At 68.3% G+C, this 15,413-nt stretch carries 15 protein-coding genes; 12 read left to right on the forward strand and 3 right to left on the reverse strand.

Annotated features, from left to right (window positions below; genetic code table 11):
* Nucleotides 1–567: a DUF3515 family protein gene (locus ACV7NN_RS18885; protein WP_463351089.1), complete on the reverse strand. Its 567-nt coding sequence runs from the start codon at nucleotides 565–567 to the stop codon at nucleotides 1–3.
* Nucleotides 568–591: 24 nt separating this feature from the next.
* On the opposite strand from ACV7NN_RS18885, the gene thiL reads away from it, so the two are divergent.
* Complete coding sequence (gene thiL, locus ACV7NN_RS18890; RefSeq protein WP_463351090.1) at nucleotides 592–1,596, forward strand: thiamine-phosphate kinase; 1,005 nt, start codon at nucleotides 592–594, stop codon at nucleotides 1,594–1,596.
* A gap of 19 nt (nucleotides 1,597–1,615) precedes the next feature.
* Here thiL and rsmD read toward each other — a convergent pair whose 3' ends face one another.
* Nucleotides 1,616–2,185, reverse strand: coding sequence for a 16S rRNA (guanine(966)-N(2))-methyltransferase RsmD (rsmD, locus tag ACV7NN_RS18895; protein ID WP_463351091.1), 570 nt, complete (start codon nucleotides 2,183–2,185; stop codon nucleotides 1,616–1,618).
* Between the two features lie 48 nt (nucleotides 2,186–2,233).
* On the opposite strand from rsmD, the gene ACV7NN_RS18900 reads away from it, so the two are divergent.
* The 10 genes from ACV7NN_RS18900 to mutM are packed head-to-tail and all read left to right on the forward strand — an operon-like array spanning nucleotide 2,234 to nucleotide 12,791.
* Nucleotides 2,234–2,977 carry a hypothetical protein gene (locus tag ACV7NN_RS18900; protein WP_463351092.1) on the forward strand — a complete coding sequence of 248 codons (744 nt, stop codon included), beginning with the start codon at nucleotides 2,234–2,236 and terminating at the stop codon, nucleotides 2,975–2,977.
* Nucleotides 2,974–5,175, forward strand: a complete 2,202-nt coding sequence (locus tag ACV7NN_RS18905; RefSeq protein WP_463351093.1) for an ATP-dependent DNA helicase RecG — start codon at nucleotides 2,974–2,976, stop codon at nucleotides 5,173–5,175. Before ACV7NN_RS18900 ends, ACV7NN_RS18905 begins: the two co-directional genes overlap by 4 nt.
* A 50-nt stretch (nucleotides 5,176–5,225) precedes the next feature.
* Nucleotides 5,226–5,708 (forward strand): pantetheine-phosphate adenylyltransferase, encoded by a 483-nt coding sequence (coaD, locus tag ACV7NN_RS18910; RefSeq protein ID WP_463351094.1) that lies wholly within the window; start codon nucleotides 5,226–5,228, stop codon nucleotides 5,706–5,708.
* Nucleotides 5,705–6,757, forward strand: coding sequence for an AAA family ATPase (locus ACV7NN_RS18915; RefSeq protein WP_463351095.1), 1,053 nt, complete (start codon nucleotides 5,705–5,707; stop codon nucleotides 6,755–6,757). Before coaD ends, ACV7NN_RS18915 begins: the two co-directional genes overlap by 4 nt.
* A 6-nt stretch (nucleotides 6,758–6,763) precedes the next feature.
* Nucleotides 6,764–8,110 (forward strand): DUF58 domain-containing protein, encoded by a 1,347-nt coding sequence (locus ACV7NN_RS18920; protein WP_463351096.1) that lies wholly within the window; start codon nucleotides 6,764–6,766, stop codon nucleotides 8,108–8,110.
* On the forward strand, nucleotides 8,103–10,364 hold the full coding sequence (locus ACV7NN_RS18925; protein WP_463351097.1) for a transglutaminase TgpA family protein: 2,262 nt from the start codon (nucleotides 8,103–8,105) through the stop codon (nucleotides 10,362–10,364). Before ACV7NN_RS18920 ends, ACV7NN_RS18925 begins: the two co-directional genes overlap by 8 nt.
* A gap of 59 nt (nucleotides 10,365–10,423) precedes the next feature.
* The gene (locus tag ACV7NN_RS18930; RefSeq protein ID WP_463351328.1) at nucleotides 10,424–10,942 is read left to right on the forward strand and encodes a YceD family protein; all 519 of its coding nucleotides are present in this window, start codon (nucleotides 10,424–10,426) and stop codon (nucleotides 10,940–10,942) included.
* A 2-nt stretch (nucleotides 10,943–10,944) separates the two neighbouring features.
* Nucleotides 10,945–11,148: a 50S ribosomal protein L32 gene (gene rpmF, locus ACV7NN_RS18935; RefSeq protein WP_077053432.1), complete on the forward strand. Its 204-nt coding sequence runs from the start codon at nucleotides 10,945–10,947 to the stop codon at nucleotides 11,146–11,148.
* A gap of 22 nt (nucleotides 11,149–11,170) precedes the next feature.
* Entirely contained in the window at nucleotides 11,171–11,884 is a 714-nt protein-coding gene (gene rnc / locus ACV7NN_RS18940; protein ID WP_463351098.1) for a ribonuclease III, read from the forward strand.
* Nucleotides 11,862–12,791: a bifunctional DNA-formamidopyrimidine glycosylase/DNA-(apurinic or apyrimidinic site) lyase gene (mutM, locus tag ACV7NN_RS18945; RefSeq protein WP_463351099.1), complete on the forward strand. Its 930-nt coding sequence runs from the start codon at nucleotides 11,862–11,864 to the stop codon at nucleotides 12,789–12,791. The genes rnc and mutM overlap by 23 nt, the downstream gene beginning before the upstream one ends.
* On the opposite strand, the gene ACV7NN_RS18950 is transcribed toward mutM, so the two are convergent.
* A complete protein-coding gene (locus ACV7NN_RS18950) occupies nucleotides 12,788–13,882 on the reverse strand; it encodes a GNAT family N-acetyltransferase (RefSeq protein ID WP_463351100.1) in 1,095 nt (364 codons plus the stop codon). The two genes, mutM and ACV7NN_RS18950, sit on opposite strands and share 4 nt — an antisense overlap.
* Nucleotides 13,883–14,131: 249 nt before the next feature.
* On the opposite strand from ACV7NN_RS18950, the gene ACV7NN_RS18955 reads away from it, so the two are divergent.
* Complete coding sequence (locus ACV7NN_RS18955) at nucleotides 14,132–15,325, forward strand: branched-chain amino acid ABC transporter substrate-binding protein (RefSeq protein ID WP_463351101.1); 1,194 nt, start codon at nucleotides 14,132–14,134, stop codon at nucleotides 15,323–15,325.
* Nucleotides 15,326–15,413: the final 88 nt, after the last annotated feature.

Consider the following 15,413-nt stretch of genomic DNA (forward strand, 5'->3'; position numbering starts at 1 on the left):
TTACTTCGACGGATGGGGCCCGGGCGTGACCGTCGGTTCGCCCGTCGCGGTCGGAACAGGCGTGCCCGTGGGCGCCGAGGTCGCCCCTGAGGTCTGGGTGTCGAGCGTGTCCAGGCACTTCTGCTTCTGTTCGACGTTGGCGATCGCGCTCGCGAACTCCGGAAGCACGGAGGCATCGGACACGCCGTGCACGTGGTCGATGATGACCTCGGTCGCCGGTGTGCGCCCGAAGGTCTGGTAGACGATCGATTTCGCCGCAGGGTCGGTCATCAGCACCCAGTCGATGCCGTTGACGTTCACGCACGGTTTCGTGGTGGGTCCGATCGGCGGTACGCCGCACCGCAGCAGGACGACAGCCGGGTCGCCCCAGGCGCCGGTGGCCTGCGCGTCGGTCTCGCGCTTCGCCTCTCCGGCGACAGTGTCAGGCAGCCGCACGGAGATCTCGGCGCAGCCGGGATCGTTGGCGTCGGCGGCCGGGTCGAGCGAGACGGTCGGCGCGCATCCCGTGAGTGCCAGCCCTGCGCCGGCGAGGATGACCGCGAGCAGGGCGGTGGGACGAAGTGACATCCCTTTCAGGCTACCGTTTCATTCATGACGATGGCTGGGAGCACAGGGTCCGACGGCGACACCCTCGGGTCGGTGCACGAGGGCGAGACCCTGCGGCGGATCTTCCCGCGGCTGCCCCAGTCGTCGGTCGCCATCGTTGGGCCCGGTGACGATGCCGCCGTGCTCGCCGCCCCGGACGGCCGCTATGTCGTGACCACCGACATGATGGTGCACGGCCCGGATTTCCGGCGCGGATGGTCGGAGCCGTACGACCTGGGCTGGAAGGCGGCGGCGACGAACCTCTCGGACGTCTCGGCGATGGGGGCGGTGCCGACGGCGCTCGTGGTGGCGATCGCGGCGCCCATGGAGACCCCCGTCGCGGAGCTCGAGGCCATCGCCGACGGGCTCCGGGAGGCCTGTGCGGCTCTCGCTCCCGGCTGCGGTGTCGTCGGCGGCGACCTGTCGGTCTCCGGAACCTTCACGATCGCCGTGACCGCCTTCGGCGACCTCGAAGGCCGGGATCCCGTGCTCCGCAGCGGGGCTCGCGTGGGCGATGTCGTAGCGGTGTCCGGTCTGCTGGGGGCGGCAGGAGAGGGGCTCCGGATGCTCTTCGGCTCGGGTGTGGACGCCGACGGCCGACCGAGCCGGGAGCGTGCCGCGGACCTGCTCCGCGACCACGCGGAGGTGATCGTGGCGCAGCTGCGTCCCCATCCGCCGATCGCGGACGGCCCGCTCGCCGCGCGTGCCGGGGCCACCGCGATGCTCGACCTGAGCGACGGACTCGCCCTGGATGCCGGCAGGGTCGCGGCGGCCAGTGGCGTGGCGATCGCCATCGACTCGTCGGCTCTCGGCGGCGATCCGCGCGGGGCACTGGCGAGCGGCGAGGACCACAGCCTGCTGGCCGCGTTCCCACCGGATGTCGAGCTTCCGGGCGGGTTCCGGCGCATCGGCATCGTCGCGGAGGGCGCCGGCGTCCTCGTGGACGGCCGCCCCTACGATGGGCTGGAGGGCTGGGACCCGTACGTCGGCTGGGACGGCCACGCTGGTTGAGCGTCACCGCGTATCCGCTTCATCGGTCGGCGGACAGCCACCAGACCGCTGTCTCGCCGTAGTCCTTGCGCCGGTCGAGCGCGAGGCCGACCGGCCAGTCCGGCTCGCCCGTGCGCGTGCTGCGCTCGACGCAGACGATGGCCTCAGAGGCCAGTCGCGGAACGAGCGTGGAGAGCGTATGGACGAGCTCGCCGTCGGACAGCTCGTACGGTGGATCGACGAAGACCAGGTCGAATTCGGCGCCGGACGCTGTGAGGAACGACTGCACGGTCGTGGCGGCGACCTCGATGGCCGGCTTGGTTGACGCCGGCGCTGCCTTGAGCACGGCGGCGGCATTGCGCCGGCAGATCTGCGCCGCGGCGCTGCTGCGCTCGACCAGGGTCACCGCTGCGGCCCCGCGGCTGGCCGCTTCGAGGCCGAGGGCGCCGGATCCGGCGAACAGGTCGAGCACGCGCGCATGGCGGATCGCGTCGCGCGACTCGAGAGCCGAGAAGATCGCCTCCCGCACCCGATCGCTGGTCGGCCGGGTGCCCGATCTCGGAACCTGGAGTCCGAGCGACCCGGCGAAGCCGGCGACAATGCGTGTCATGGTGTGTAGAGCCTATCGGCGGGTTCCATCCGGGGTCATGATGGTGATGTGACGGATGTGCGTCTCGGCCAGGCCGAGCTCGACGAACTCTGGGATCACGGCGAGGCAGCCGAGTCAGAGCGCCGGTTCCGCGCGGCCGAGGACGACGAGTCCCGCGGTGACGAGGTCCGGGCCGAGCTCGCCACACAGCGAGCCCGCGCGCTCGGACTCCAGGGCCGGTACGACGAGGCGGACGCGGTGCTCGACGGCATCCCGGCCCTCGGACCGGTCGTCGACGCCCGGGTGGCGCTCGAGCGCGGCCGTGTCCGGCTGTCGTCCGGTGATGCGGCCGACGCAGTTCCGCTCTTCCTCGGCGCACTGGAGTCGGCCCATGCTGCCGCCTCGCCGTTCCTGGCTGTCGACGCGTTGCACATGCTCGCCCTCGCCGACAGCGGCAAGGAGGACCACTGGACGCGACTGGCTTTCGTCGAGCTGCGCACCGCTGACGACCAGCGGACCCAGCGCTGGCAGATCGCGCTCCACAACAACCTGGGCTGGCACTACTTCGATGCAGGTCACGCGGCTGCTGCCCTCGAGGAGTTCGCGGCCGCCCTGGGAGCCGCACGCGATTTCGGGACGGCCGACCAGCGCTTCATGGGCGAGTGGACAGTCGCCAGGTGCCTGCGCGAACTCGGCCGCAATGACGAGGCGCTCGCCATCCAATCCCGGCTCTCGGTCCAGCGACCGGACGATCCCGACGTCGCGGCGGAGATCGCAGCTTTGACGGTTGCGCCCCCTACGATCGAAGAATGAGCGGAACACCGGTCGCGGCGGTCGACGGCGTCATCTCTCTCGACACCCGGCTCTCCGGCGTGCTCGGCGGGCGCACAGCGAACGCCTTCGCGAAGGCCTTCGGGATGGCGACCGTGGGCGACCTCCTGACCCACTATCCGCGCCGGTACGCGCGACGCGGCGAACTGACGGCGCTGACCCAGCTTCCGGTCGACGAGAACGTCACGATCGTCGCGGAGGTGCTCGAGGTGCGCGAGCGGCCGATGCGCGCCAGGCGCGGTTCCATCCTCGAGGTGCGCATCTCGGATGGCAAGGGCGTCCTCACCCTCACCTTCTTCAACCAGGCCTGGCGTTCACGCGACCTGCGACCTGGCGTGCGGGGGATCTTCGCCGGCAAGGTCTCCGACTACAAGGGCGCGCTGCAGCTGGCGCATCCGGACTACGAACTGTTCGAAGCGGATGAGGGCGGTGCGGATGCGGAGACCGCCCGTTCCTGGGCCGAGACACCGATTCCGATCTACCCGGCGACGGGCACGGTCGCCAGCTGGCAGGTGCAGAAAGCGGTTGCGCTCGTTCTGGACGGTCTGGGCGACGTGCCAGACCCCGTCCCGGATGCGCTGGTCGTCGAGCGCGGTCTGCTCCCGTTCCGCGAGGCGCTGGAACTCATCCACCGGCCGGAGAAGGATGCGCACTGGCAGCGGGCCAGGGACGCCCTGCGGTTCCAGGAGGCCTTCGTCCTTCAGGCAGCGCTGCTGCAGCAGCGGGCGACGGCACGGGCGCAGCACGCCGAGCCGCGGAAGCCCGTCGCCGGCGGGTTCCTCGAACGCTTCGACGCGGCGCTCCCGTTCGCGCTGACGGGCGATCAGACCACCGTCGGCGTCGCCATCGCCGCCGACCTCGCCCAGGATGCCCCGATGAACCGCCTCGTGCAGGGCGAGGTCGGAAGCGGCAAGACCCTCGTCGCGCTGCGGGCGATGCTGGCTGTGGCCGACTCCGGCGGGCAGTCGGCGCTGCTCGCTCCCACCGAGGTGCTCGCGGTGCAGCATCTCCGCTCGATCGTCAAGGTGCTCGGGCCCGATCTCGCCGCCGAGCTGATGCCGACCCTGGTGACCGGCCAGCTGCCCACCGCTGACCGCAAGAAGGCACTGCTGCGCACAGTCTCCGGCCAATCGCGCATCGTCGTCGGCACCCACGCACTGATGGGCGACGCCGTGACCTTCTTCGACCTCGGTCTCGTGGTCGTCGACGAGCAGCATCGCTTCGGGGTCGACCAGCGCGAGGCCCTGCGCCTGAAGGCGGGCACGCCGCCGCACGTGCTGGTGCTCACGGCGACCCCGATCCCGCGCACCGTCGCGATGACGGTCTTCGGCGACCTGGACGTCTCGACGATCGCCGAGCTGCCGGCGGGCCGCCAGGGGATCGAGAGCTTCGTGGTGCCGCTCGCCGACCGGCCCGGCTGGGAGCGGCGCGTCTGGGAGCGCGCCGCCGAAGAGATCGCCAAGGGGCGACAGGTCTTCGTGGTGTGTCCCGCGATCTCGGGAAAGGATGTCGAGGACGACGGCGAAGGCCTGGAGGAGGACGACGCGGGGTCCGGACCCGTCGTGCCCACTGCATCCGTCGAAAGCATCGCTGCGCAGCTCCGAGCCGATCCTCTTTTCGCCGAAGCGCGGATCGGCGTGCTCCATGGACGACTCTCCGGCGATGCCAAGGACGAGGTCATGCGCGCTTTCGCCGACGGCGCACTCGACCTGATCGTGGCCACGACGGTCATCGAGGTCGGTGTCGACGTGCCGAACGCCTCGGCGATGGTGATCCTCGATGCGGACCGGTTCGGCGTCTCGCAGCTCCACCAGCTCAGAGGCCGCGTCGGTCGCGGCGGTGTCCCCGGGCTGTGCCTGTTCGTCACCCGCGCCGAGGACGGGAGCCTGGCGCGCGAGCGCGTCGATGCCGTCGCCGCGACCCTCGACGGCTTCGAGCTCGCGACCATCGACCTCGAGCTGCGCCAGGAGGGCGATGTGCTCGGTAGCAGGCAGTCCGGCGGCCGATCCTCGCTGCGATTGTTGCGGGTCGCGAAGGACGGGACACTGATCGCAGAGGCGCGGGCCGCAGCGCAGGGGCTCCTCGAGTCGCCGGGCGGCCTGGCGGCTCATCCGGCGCTGGGAGAAGCCCTCGCCCGCCGGCTGGACGCTCAGGAACGCGACTTCCTAGCAAAATCCTGAATAACGGATTCACAACGAATGCAGGGGTTCCGCAGCTATTCTGAGAATCTATGAACAGGATCGCCGTTGTCCCTGGCTCGTTCGACCCGGTCACACTGGGGCACCTCGATGTGATCGAGCGCTCTGCCGGCCTGTTCGACGAGGTCCACGTTCTGGTGGTGCACAACCCCGACAAGGCCGCCCTGCTGCCGATCGCACAGCGGGTCGCCCTCATCGAGCGCTCGATCGACGACGCGGGGATCGAGGGCAACATCGTCGTCGCCTCGTGGAGCGTCGGCCTGCTGGTCGACTACTGCACGGATGTCGGTGCGCATGTGCTCGTCAAAGGCATCCGGTCCCAGATCGATGTGGCCTACGAGACGCCCATGGCCATCGTCAATCGCAATCTCGCCGACGTCGAGACGATCTTCCTCCTACCCGATCCCGCGAACGCGCACGTGTCGAGCTCGCTGGTCAGACAGGTCTCAGCCCTGGGCGGGGATGTAAGCCCTTACGTTCCCGCCGCCGTCTACGACTATCTGCAGGAGACATGAACAGCTACCCGACGCGCCAGCCGACGGACTCGTCCGTCGCGCCGAGCGATATCACTGAGCTCGGCGAATCCGACGAGATGGGCCTCGACGAACTGCGACGCGCTGCCGAGCAGATCACGGCGAATGTGGAATCCGTCATCGACGGCAAGCATGACGCGGTCCGGACGGCCCTCACTGTCCTGCTGGCGGAAGGCCACCTGCTGATCGAGGACGTCCCCGGGGTGGGCAAGACGATGCTGGCCAAGTCGCTGGCGAAGTCCGTGGACTGCACCGTGAGCCGCATCCAGTTCACACCCGACCTGCTTCCGAGCGACGTCACGGGCGTGTCGGTCTACAACCAGGCCGAGCGACGGTTCGAGTTCAAGCCGGGCGCTGTGTTCGCGAACATCGTCATCGGCGACGAGATCAACCGCGCCAGCCCGAAGACCCAGTCCGCGCTGCTCGAGTGCATGGAGGAGCGCCAGGTCACCGTCGATGGGTCGACCTACCGGCTGACATCGCCTTTCATCGTGGTCGCGACGCAGAACCCCATCGAAATGGAGGGCACCTACGCCCTCCCAGAGGCCCAGCGCGACCGGTTCATGGCGCGGATCGCGATGGGCTACCCCGACGACGAGTCCGAGCTCGCGATGCTGAACACGCGCGACACCTCGAGTCCCCTGTCGCGGATCGGGCCGGTCGTGACATCGGAGCAGCTGCGGGCGATGATGGCGACGGCGCGCAGCGTCTTCGCGTCGGCGCCCGTCAAGCAGTATGCGGTCGACCTGGTGCGCGCGACCAGGGAGGACCGGGAGCTGCGGCTCGGGGCGAGCCCGCGTGCCACTCTTCAGCTCGTGCGCGCCGCCAAGGCGAAGGCAGCGCTCGACGGAAGGGACTTCGTTCTTCCCGACGACATCGACATGCTCGCAGTTCCGGTGCTCGGGCATCGGCTGCTGCCGACGAGCAGGGCGCTCGGCCACCATCACGAGAGCGCGCCGGTCATCGCGGAGATCGTGCGGCGGATCGTGGCCGCGACCCCGGTTCCGGTCGGATCGGGCTCGGCGAGCTAGCCGGCCATGACCGGGCGCCAGCGTTCGTCTTCGCCGGTCCGCAAACCACGGCCGACCGCGCGCGGCTGGACGCTGTTCGGGGTCGGTGTCGCGGCGCTCATTGCGGCGATCCTGTTCGGGCGCTCCGACGTGCTGTTCGTCGGACTCTTCCTCGTCACCGTGCCGCTGGCCGCGATGATCTCCGTCACGGTCGACCGGCCGCGGATGGGCGTGACGCGCGCCTTCCATCCGGATGTGGTGGCCGTGGGCGAGACAGCGACCGTGTCGACGACCGTACGGAACGAGTCCCCGCGACCCAGCCCTCCTGCCCGCTGGCGCGAGTTCGCACCGAGCGGCCTGGAGGTGCAGCCGTCCGCGCCCTTTCCCCGCCTCGACGCCCACCAGCCGGCCATCCACCGCGCCCGGGATACGGTCACGCTGCGGCAGGATGTGCGCGCGACCCACCGCGGTTCGCACGGTGTCGGCCCCCTGATCCTCAGCCGTACCGACCCGTTCGGCCTCGCCTACGCCGAGTACACGCTCGGGCAGTCCCGCCAGCTCGTCGTCACGCCGCGTGTTCGAGCTCTGTCGCGCGGCGAACTCGACATCGCGCGGAGCGAGGGCACGGAGCACGAACTGCTCCGGCACAGCATCCCGAGCGCGGACGAGCTGATCGCGCGGGAATACCGCCCGGGAGACCCGCTGCGCAGGGTGCACTGGAGGGCGACAGCTCGCCACGACAAGCTCATGGTGCGGCAGGAGGAGCAGCGCAGCAATCCGGAGGCCTGGATCCTGCTCGACACGCACACTCTGCAGCATGATCGTTTCGTCGTTCCCGGTGCCGCCGAACGTGCGGACGCCGAGTTCGAGCAGCTGGTCGAACTGGTCGCCTCGGTCGGAGTGCACCTGCTCGACGAGGAGTTCGTGGTGAGTATCGTCGAGACGGCGCCGCGCCAGCTCGGCGGCCGCACCGGAGCCGGACGCTCAGGCACCATGGGCAGTACGACGCCCACGTACGACCTGGGTGGGGCTGACCGCCTCCTGCTCGCGGACCTCGCCAGCATCGAGCAGACCACTGAGTTCCGCGACGACGCCGTTGCAGAACTGTCTGCTGGGTTGCGGCGCAGCGGCAGGGCCGTTCCTGTCTTCGCGATGCTCCTCGCGGGTTCGACCGAGGAGATCGGCGCTCTGGCCGGCCTCCGGCAGATGTGCGATCCCGCCGTAGCCTTCGTCGGCTCGAGCGCGGATCCCACCGTGATGGAGACCCTGACCGACGCCGGGTGGATCTGTGTGCCGTTCAGCCATGCCGAGGGAACGGTCGCGGCATGGCAGCAGGCGCTCGGGCGTCATCGGATGGCGGCTCAGCATGGTTAGCATCGCAGCGGTGCCGGCCCGCGAGCGGGTGGCGCGCAGATCGGGATACTGGCGGCTCACATCGGCGCTCCTCCTGATGGTCCTCGCAGTGAGCTTCGCCCTGATCGGCCTGATCGACGGTTTCGGCTGGTGGTTCCTGATGCTGTTCGCCGCATCCCTGATCCTGGTCGGCGGTGCCGGGCTCCGGATGCTCGGGGTGCCCCCGAAAGTCGTGCCGCTTCTGCTGGTGGTCGAGTACGGCATCATCATGACGATCGGTTTCGGGGGAGGGACCGGCCTGCTCGGTGTGCTCCCGACACCGGCGACCTTCGGAAAGTTCGGCGACCTCTTCGACCAGGCGATGCTCTCGATCTACCAGCAGGGGACACCGGCCCCGCCGCTGCCAGAGTTCATGTTCCTCATCGTCGCCGGTTCCGGCCTGATCGCCCTCTTCCTCGACACGACCGCGATCGCTTTCCGCATCCCAGCGTTCTCGGCCATCGGCATCATCGCCGTCCTGATCGTGCCCGCCGCCCTGCTCGGCGACGGAGTCGCTCCGATCGCGCTCGCCGAATCGGCCGCAGCCTTCCTCTACCTGCTCCGCTGCGACGTGCGCACGCGCAGGCCCGGTTCTCCGCGACCGACAGCGTCGCTCTCGATCGCGGCGGGGTCGATCATCGTGGCGCTCATCCTCTCTGCCACCGCGCCGGGGCTCGATCGCGGCGGCGCGAGCTCGTTCACAGCGGGCGGCATCTCCATCGGCGGCACCGTGACCCCGCTCATCGACCTCGGGCGCGACCTGCGCAGGCCGGCGGCGGTCAAGGTGCTGACATACACGACGACCGCGAGCACTGCGGAGTACCTGAAACTCGCGTCGCTCGACGAATTCACGGGAACGGTCTGGAAGCACCGCGAACGCGACACCAAGCGGCTCCCGGTCGGCAACAGCATCGGTCCCGTCACCGGGCTGTCGAATGCGGTGAAGACGACCAGGGTCAGCACGAGCATCCAGATCGCGAACATGCAGAGCCGGTGGCTGCCGGTGCCTTTCCCGGTCAAGGGAGTTCACGGCCTGAACGGCACCTGGTCCTGGGATCCGGACGATCTGACCATCGGCGGCGTCGGCACGTCGACGGAGGGGCAGCAGTACACCGTCACCAGCCTCCAGATCGAGCCCACCGCCGACCAGTTGAAGGTGGCGGGCGGTTTCGTCCCCGCGTCGATCTCCCGTGACCTCTTCGTGCCGTCCACTCTCCCGCCGATCATCAAGACGACCGCGATCAAGGCCACCACGGGCGCGATCGACGAGTATGAGATGGCCGTCGACCTGCAGAACTATTTCCGCAACAACGGTTTCGTCTACTCCGTGCAGACGCCGCTCAAGCAGGGCTACGACGGTGACGGGGGCGCCGTCATCGCGAAGTTCCTCGAGGTGAAGAGCGGCTATTGCGTGCACTTCGCCTCGGCGATGGCGCTGATGGCCCGCACGCTCGGCATCCCCTCCCGTGTCACCGAGGGCTACCTGCCGGGCACCTCGAACGGCGGTTCGGTGAACAACCCGGGCGTCTACACCGTCACCAGCGACGACCTGCACGCCTGGCCGGAACTGTATTTCGCGGGCGTGGGCTGGGTCGCGTTCGAGCCCACCGTCTCCCGCGGGATCGTCCCGTCATATACCCTGCCGCAGTCGGCGAACAGCACGTCCAGCCCGAACCCCACGGCGTCCGGCGCCGCAGGTCATGCATCCCTCGCCCCCGAGATCACGAACGGCCCGAACAGCGCGACGGGCGCGCCGGTCAACGCGGTTCAGCCGATCGCTTCCGCTTTCGGTGTGACCCTGCTCGTCATCCTGCTGCTCCTCACCCCGGCGGTTCTGCGCAGGCTCCGGCGTCGCAGCCGGTTCAGGAAGCTCCGGGACGAGTGGGGGCTCGCTGTCGTGGCCTGGGACGAACTGCGCGACACCGCGCGCGACCTCGGCTGGTCCGTGCCCGACACGGAGACTCCCCGTGCATTCGCTGAGAGATTGCGGGAAGCCATCGGCGATGGAGCGCGGTCGGCTGCGGTCGACAGGCTGCTGACGTCGGTGGAACGCGAGTCGTTCGGTCCGCCGGGGCGCTACATCGCCCACGGGGTCCCCGAGGACCTGGAGGATGCCCTGGCCGGCCTTGAAGCGCACGCAGGTCGCGCAGTGAGAGTGAAGGCGCTGCTGGCACCCGTGTCGCTCATCCCGCCGTCCTGGTCGCCGACAGCGGGAGTGCGCCCGACGAACGCGTAGAATCGGTCATCGTGACCAAGTTCAGAACGACCCCGTACACCCTTCATGTGTACGACCTCATGCACCGCCCCGGCGAGATGCGCGAGCAGGAGATAACGTTCCCTGTCGACGCGAAGATGGGGGAGGGGCTGGTCAGCGTCCCCGAGGGCTCCGTGATCGACGCGGACATCCGATTCGAGTCGATGCACGAGGGGATCCTGGTCAGTGCAGAGCTGTCCGCAACCGCTGTCGGCGTGTGCGGACGATGCCTCACGGACATCGAGGTGCCGGTCCAAGTCGATTTCCAAGAACTTTTCGCGTATTCTTCTGACGAAGCTTTTGATTTTGAGGTTCACGACGACCACGTGGATCTTGAACCTCTGATCAGGGACGCGGTAGTGCTTTCACTACCGTTTCAGCCGGTATGCCGGCCGGATTGCCCAGGTCTCGACCCAGAGACCGGTGAACGGCTGGCGGACAGACCGGACCACAAGCCACGAGAAATCGCAGATCCGCGATGGTCTGCGCTTGCTGGTTTCCAGGCTTCCGAAGACACCAGTGCTGGCCACGCCAGTCCTGCAGACAGAGAAGAGAGATAGTCATGGCTGTTCCGAAGCGGAAGAAGTCACGCGCCAACACGCACGCTCGTCGTTCGCAGTGGAAGGCCGAGGTCCCCACGCTCGTCAAGACCGTGGAGAACGGCAAGGTCACCTACAGCCTCCCGCACCGCGCGAAGGTCGTCGAGGACTCTGCCGGAACCGCTCTGTTCCTTGAGTACAAGGGTCGCAAGGTCGCCGACGTCTAGTCAGCGCGCACGTGACGACGCAATGCTGAGCGCACATCCCGATCGGAGTGCCCTCCTCGAGAAGCTCGGAGTCGACATCGACTCTGGGCTTCTCGAACTTGCGCTCACTCATCGCTCGTACGCGTACGAACATGGCGGCATTCCCAACAACGAGCGCCTGGAGTTCCTCGGCGATTCGATCCTCGGGCAGGCCGTGACGGTCAAGCTCTACCGGGAGAACCCGGATCTCGACGAGGGAGACCTCGCCAAACGGCGGGCGAGTCTGGTCAGTTCCGTGGCTCTCGCGGAAGTCGCCCGCGGCATCGGCCTCGGCGAGTACCTCCGGCTGGGCCGGGGGGAGGACCAGAGCGGCGGTCGCGACAAGGCATCGATCCTGGCGGACACAGTCGAAGCCCTCATCGGCGCCGCCTACATCGACGCCGGAGGCGATGTCGCGACGGCGCTCGTCCTCCGTCTCATCGAGCCGCTCCTGGACGACCCGGCGCGCTTCGGCGCAGCGATGGATCCCAAGACGAGCCTCCAGGAGGCGGCCGCGCACCGTGGTGCGGGGCTCCCGCAGTACACCGTGACGAACACGGGTCCCGACCACAGCAAGGTCTTCCAGGCCACGGTCGAGGTGTCCGGCCTGGTCGTCGCAACCGGCGTTGGGACCAGCAAGAAGCAGGCCGAGATGGCTGCGGCGCTCACGGCCTGGACCGAACTCACCAAACGACGTGCCAGAGCTCCCCGAGGTTGAGGTCGTTCGCGCGGGACTCGAGCCCGCGGTAACGGATGCGACCATCACCGGAGTCGACGTCTTCGAGCCGCGCTCCCTGCGCAGGCACGACCCGGCGACCGGCGATTTCGAGGCGCTGCTCACAGGCCGGGTGATGAGCGCTCCTGCCCGGCGCGGCAAATTCCTCTGGATCCCGCTCCGCCCGCGATCGGAGGGTGACACCGATTGCGCCCTCGTGGCGCACCTCGGGATGAGCGGCCAGATCCTCGTGCGCGAACCCGGCACGGCGGAGAGCGGACTGCTGCGCATCCGGCTCCACATCGAGAGCCCGGCACACCGCGAGCTCTGGGTCAACTTCGTCGACCAGCGGATCTTCGGGTCGATGGCCGTCGACCGCCTGGTGCCGACCTCCGACGGTCTGCCCGGCGGATTCGGCACGGATGAGCCGCTCGTTCCCGAGCGAGTGTCGCACATCGCACGTGATCCGCTGGATCCCGCGTTCGACGACCAGCGCTTCGCTGCGATCCTCGCGCGCAAGAGCACCGGCATCAAGCGGGCGCTCCTTGATCAGACCGTGGTCAGCGGCATCGGAAACATCTACGCGGACGAGGCGCTCTGGGCCGCGAAGATGCACTACGCGCAGCCGACGGCGAGCCTGAGCCGGGTGCGCATCCGTGTGCTCCTCGCCGAGATCCGCCTCGTGCTCTCTCGCGCGCTCGCGGAGGGCGGCACGAGCTTCGACGCCCAGTACGTCAACGTCAACGGGGCGTCGGGCTACTTCTCGCACAGCCTGAACGTGTACGGCCAGGAGGGGCGTCCATGTCCCCGCTGCGGCCGACCGATCGTGCGCGAGCAGTTCATGAACCGCTCGTCGCATCTCTGCCCGTACTGCCAGCGGCTCCGCACGCCGCGCACGGCGAACAGCTAGGCGAGCGACTTCTGCCAGTTGCCGACCAGACCGTGCAGCCGGAACCCGAAGGCGTCGTTGACGGCCAGCATGTGCTCGTTCTCGTCGGCGTTCCAGGTGAGGATGCGCGTGGCGTCGGGGCTGAGCTCGGCGAGGCGACGGATGTTCTCGGCTTTCACGAGCATCCCGAGCCGGTGCCCGCGGTGTTCGCGGACGACCAGCGTGTCGTGCTGCTCCACCTTGCCTCCGCCCTCCGGCACTACGAGGTCGGTGTACGCGACCAGGCGGCCCGTCGGGATGTGCTCGGCAACAGAGCAGAGAAACGGCTCGCCGCGGTCGATCATCAGCTGCTCGAGTTCTCGCACGCGTGAGGGCGTCCACTCCTCGTCGTCGAGGGCGATTCCCGACTGGGGAACGTCGCGGGTCATGCGAGCGCGCAGTGCGGCGAACTGGGCGACGTACTCGTCCGGGGCATGCCGCCACCAGCCGAGCACACGGTACTCGGGTCCTGCCGCGCGTGCCGCCTCGCTGAACAGTTCCTCAAGGCGCCCGGGCGGCAGGGGGAGCGGCAGTTCACTCGACCGCTCGATCTGGCCGAGCCGATATCCGTGGGCGAGCGCGAAACGGGTGTCAGGCGAGTCGGCCGGCACGCCGTTCGGACCGACCTCGGGGCGGATGAGCGGAGAGCCGCCAACCAAGCGGGATGCCGGATACTCGGTGTACGCCGAGATCGACGTGCGGCCGCCGTCTGCAACCAGCTCCTCGCCCTTCGCGAGAAGCGCGGAGCCGATCCCGAGCCCGCGGGCCGCCGGGACGACGTCGACGAGGAGCGTCGCGGTGATGGCGTCCGGCTCGAGAGGGAACTCGGCGATCACGCGGCCGACCATGATGCCGTCGAGCCTGGCGAAGAACGTTACGCGCTCCAGGAACTCCTGCGGGCCGAACGCAGGGAGCTCCGCCTCGGCCGAATAGACGAAATCGTGGTTGCCCCACAACTCGACGGAGATGCCGTTGACCATCGCGACGAGTTCCTCGAACACCGCGGATCCGGCGCCGCCGATGCGTTCGGGAACCGCGAGCTCGGAGAGCGTCAGACCGGGTACCCCTGCCACGTGCATCCTCCTCACGCGCCGACCGGGAGTGCCGAGCCGACCAGCCTATCGCCTTGCATCCGCGGGCAAAAGGCCCCGGGCGGTTTGGTTTCGATCAGGTAAATCTGCGCGTGGAAACACGATGCAGACGCCTGCATTCCTTGTAGGCTCAGGGCACATATTCGTGGGACGAGGCCGCACTTCGCGGCCTCGTAACGGATTCCCGTCGAGAGGCAGAATCACATGTTACGAAAGAAAGCAATAGCGGGAGTGGCCGTCGCAGCGTCGGTCGCCCTGTTCCTCGCTGGGTGTGCCAACCAGGCATCCACCGGCGGATCGACGAGCAACAACTCGAAGGTCAACATTCCGGCGATCACCTCGATCGAAACCCCGAAGGGCGCTGTCCTTCCCGCGGGTGACGGCAAGGCGACCTGCCCGAGTGGGCTGACCATCGGCTACGTCGGCGCGGAGACAGGTGCCAACGCACAGCTCGGTATCAACATCTACAACGGCGTGCAGCTCGCCATCACACAGCACAACCAGGCGAACAAGGGATGCCAGGTTGCATTCAAGAAGTTCGACACAGAGGGCGACCCGACCAAGGCGACCGGCCCGGTGACCCAGGCGGTCAACGAGAAGGACATCATCGGCGTCGTCGGTCTCCCGTTCTCGGGTGAGTCGAAGGCGACTGGGAACATCTTCGAGCAGCAGGGCCTGGTGCACATCACACCGTCCGCGACCGCCGTCGAGCTGACGACGAACGGCTGGAAGACCTTCTTCCGCGGCCTCGGCAATGATGGCGTCCAGGGTCCGGCAGCGGCGAAGTTCCTCACGGACAAGCTGAAGGCCAAGAAGGTCTACCTGGTTCAGGACGACAGCGCATACGGAATCGGTCTTGCGTCATCCGTGTCGGCTGGCCTCGGCAGCGCCCTTGCTGGTACCGACAAGGTGACCACCGGACAGAAGGACTTCTCGGCGGTGATCTCCAAGATCATCAACGCGAAGCCTGACGCCGTCTACTACTCGGGCTACTACGCCGAGGGTGCGCCGTTCGACCAGCAGCTGGTCAACAAGGGCTACACGGGCACGTTCGTCGGCCCCGATGGTGTGAAGGACGACCAGTTCATCAAGCTGGCCGGCGACGCTTCGAGCAACGCTTACTTCACCTGCCCCTGCATCCCCGGTGAGCTGATCCCGAGCTTCGAGAGCGCATACAAGTCGGCGTTCTCGATCGAGCCCGGAACCTACTCGATCGAAGGTTATGACGCGGCCACCGTGCTGCTGTCCGGCATCGACAAGGGCAAGACGACCCGTGCCGACCTGCTCAGCTTCGTCACGTCGTACGACGCCGACGGCCTGAGCAAGCACTACAAGTGGGACTCGAAGGGCGAACTGCAGGCCCCGACCGTCTACGGCTACAAGGTGGACAACGGCAAGATCGTCCCGATCGGGACCATCGGCTAGCCGAATGAGATGAGGATGCCGCGGGCCCGCCCGGCGTGGCCCGCGGCATCCCCCTTCACCCCCGGCCGCAATCCACGCGGATCACTGT

The sequence above is a fragment of the Leifsonia sp. Ger2509 genome (assembly GCF_055231915.1).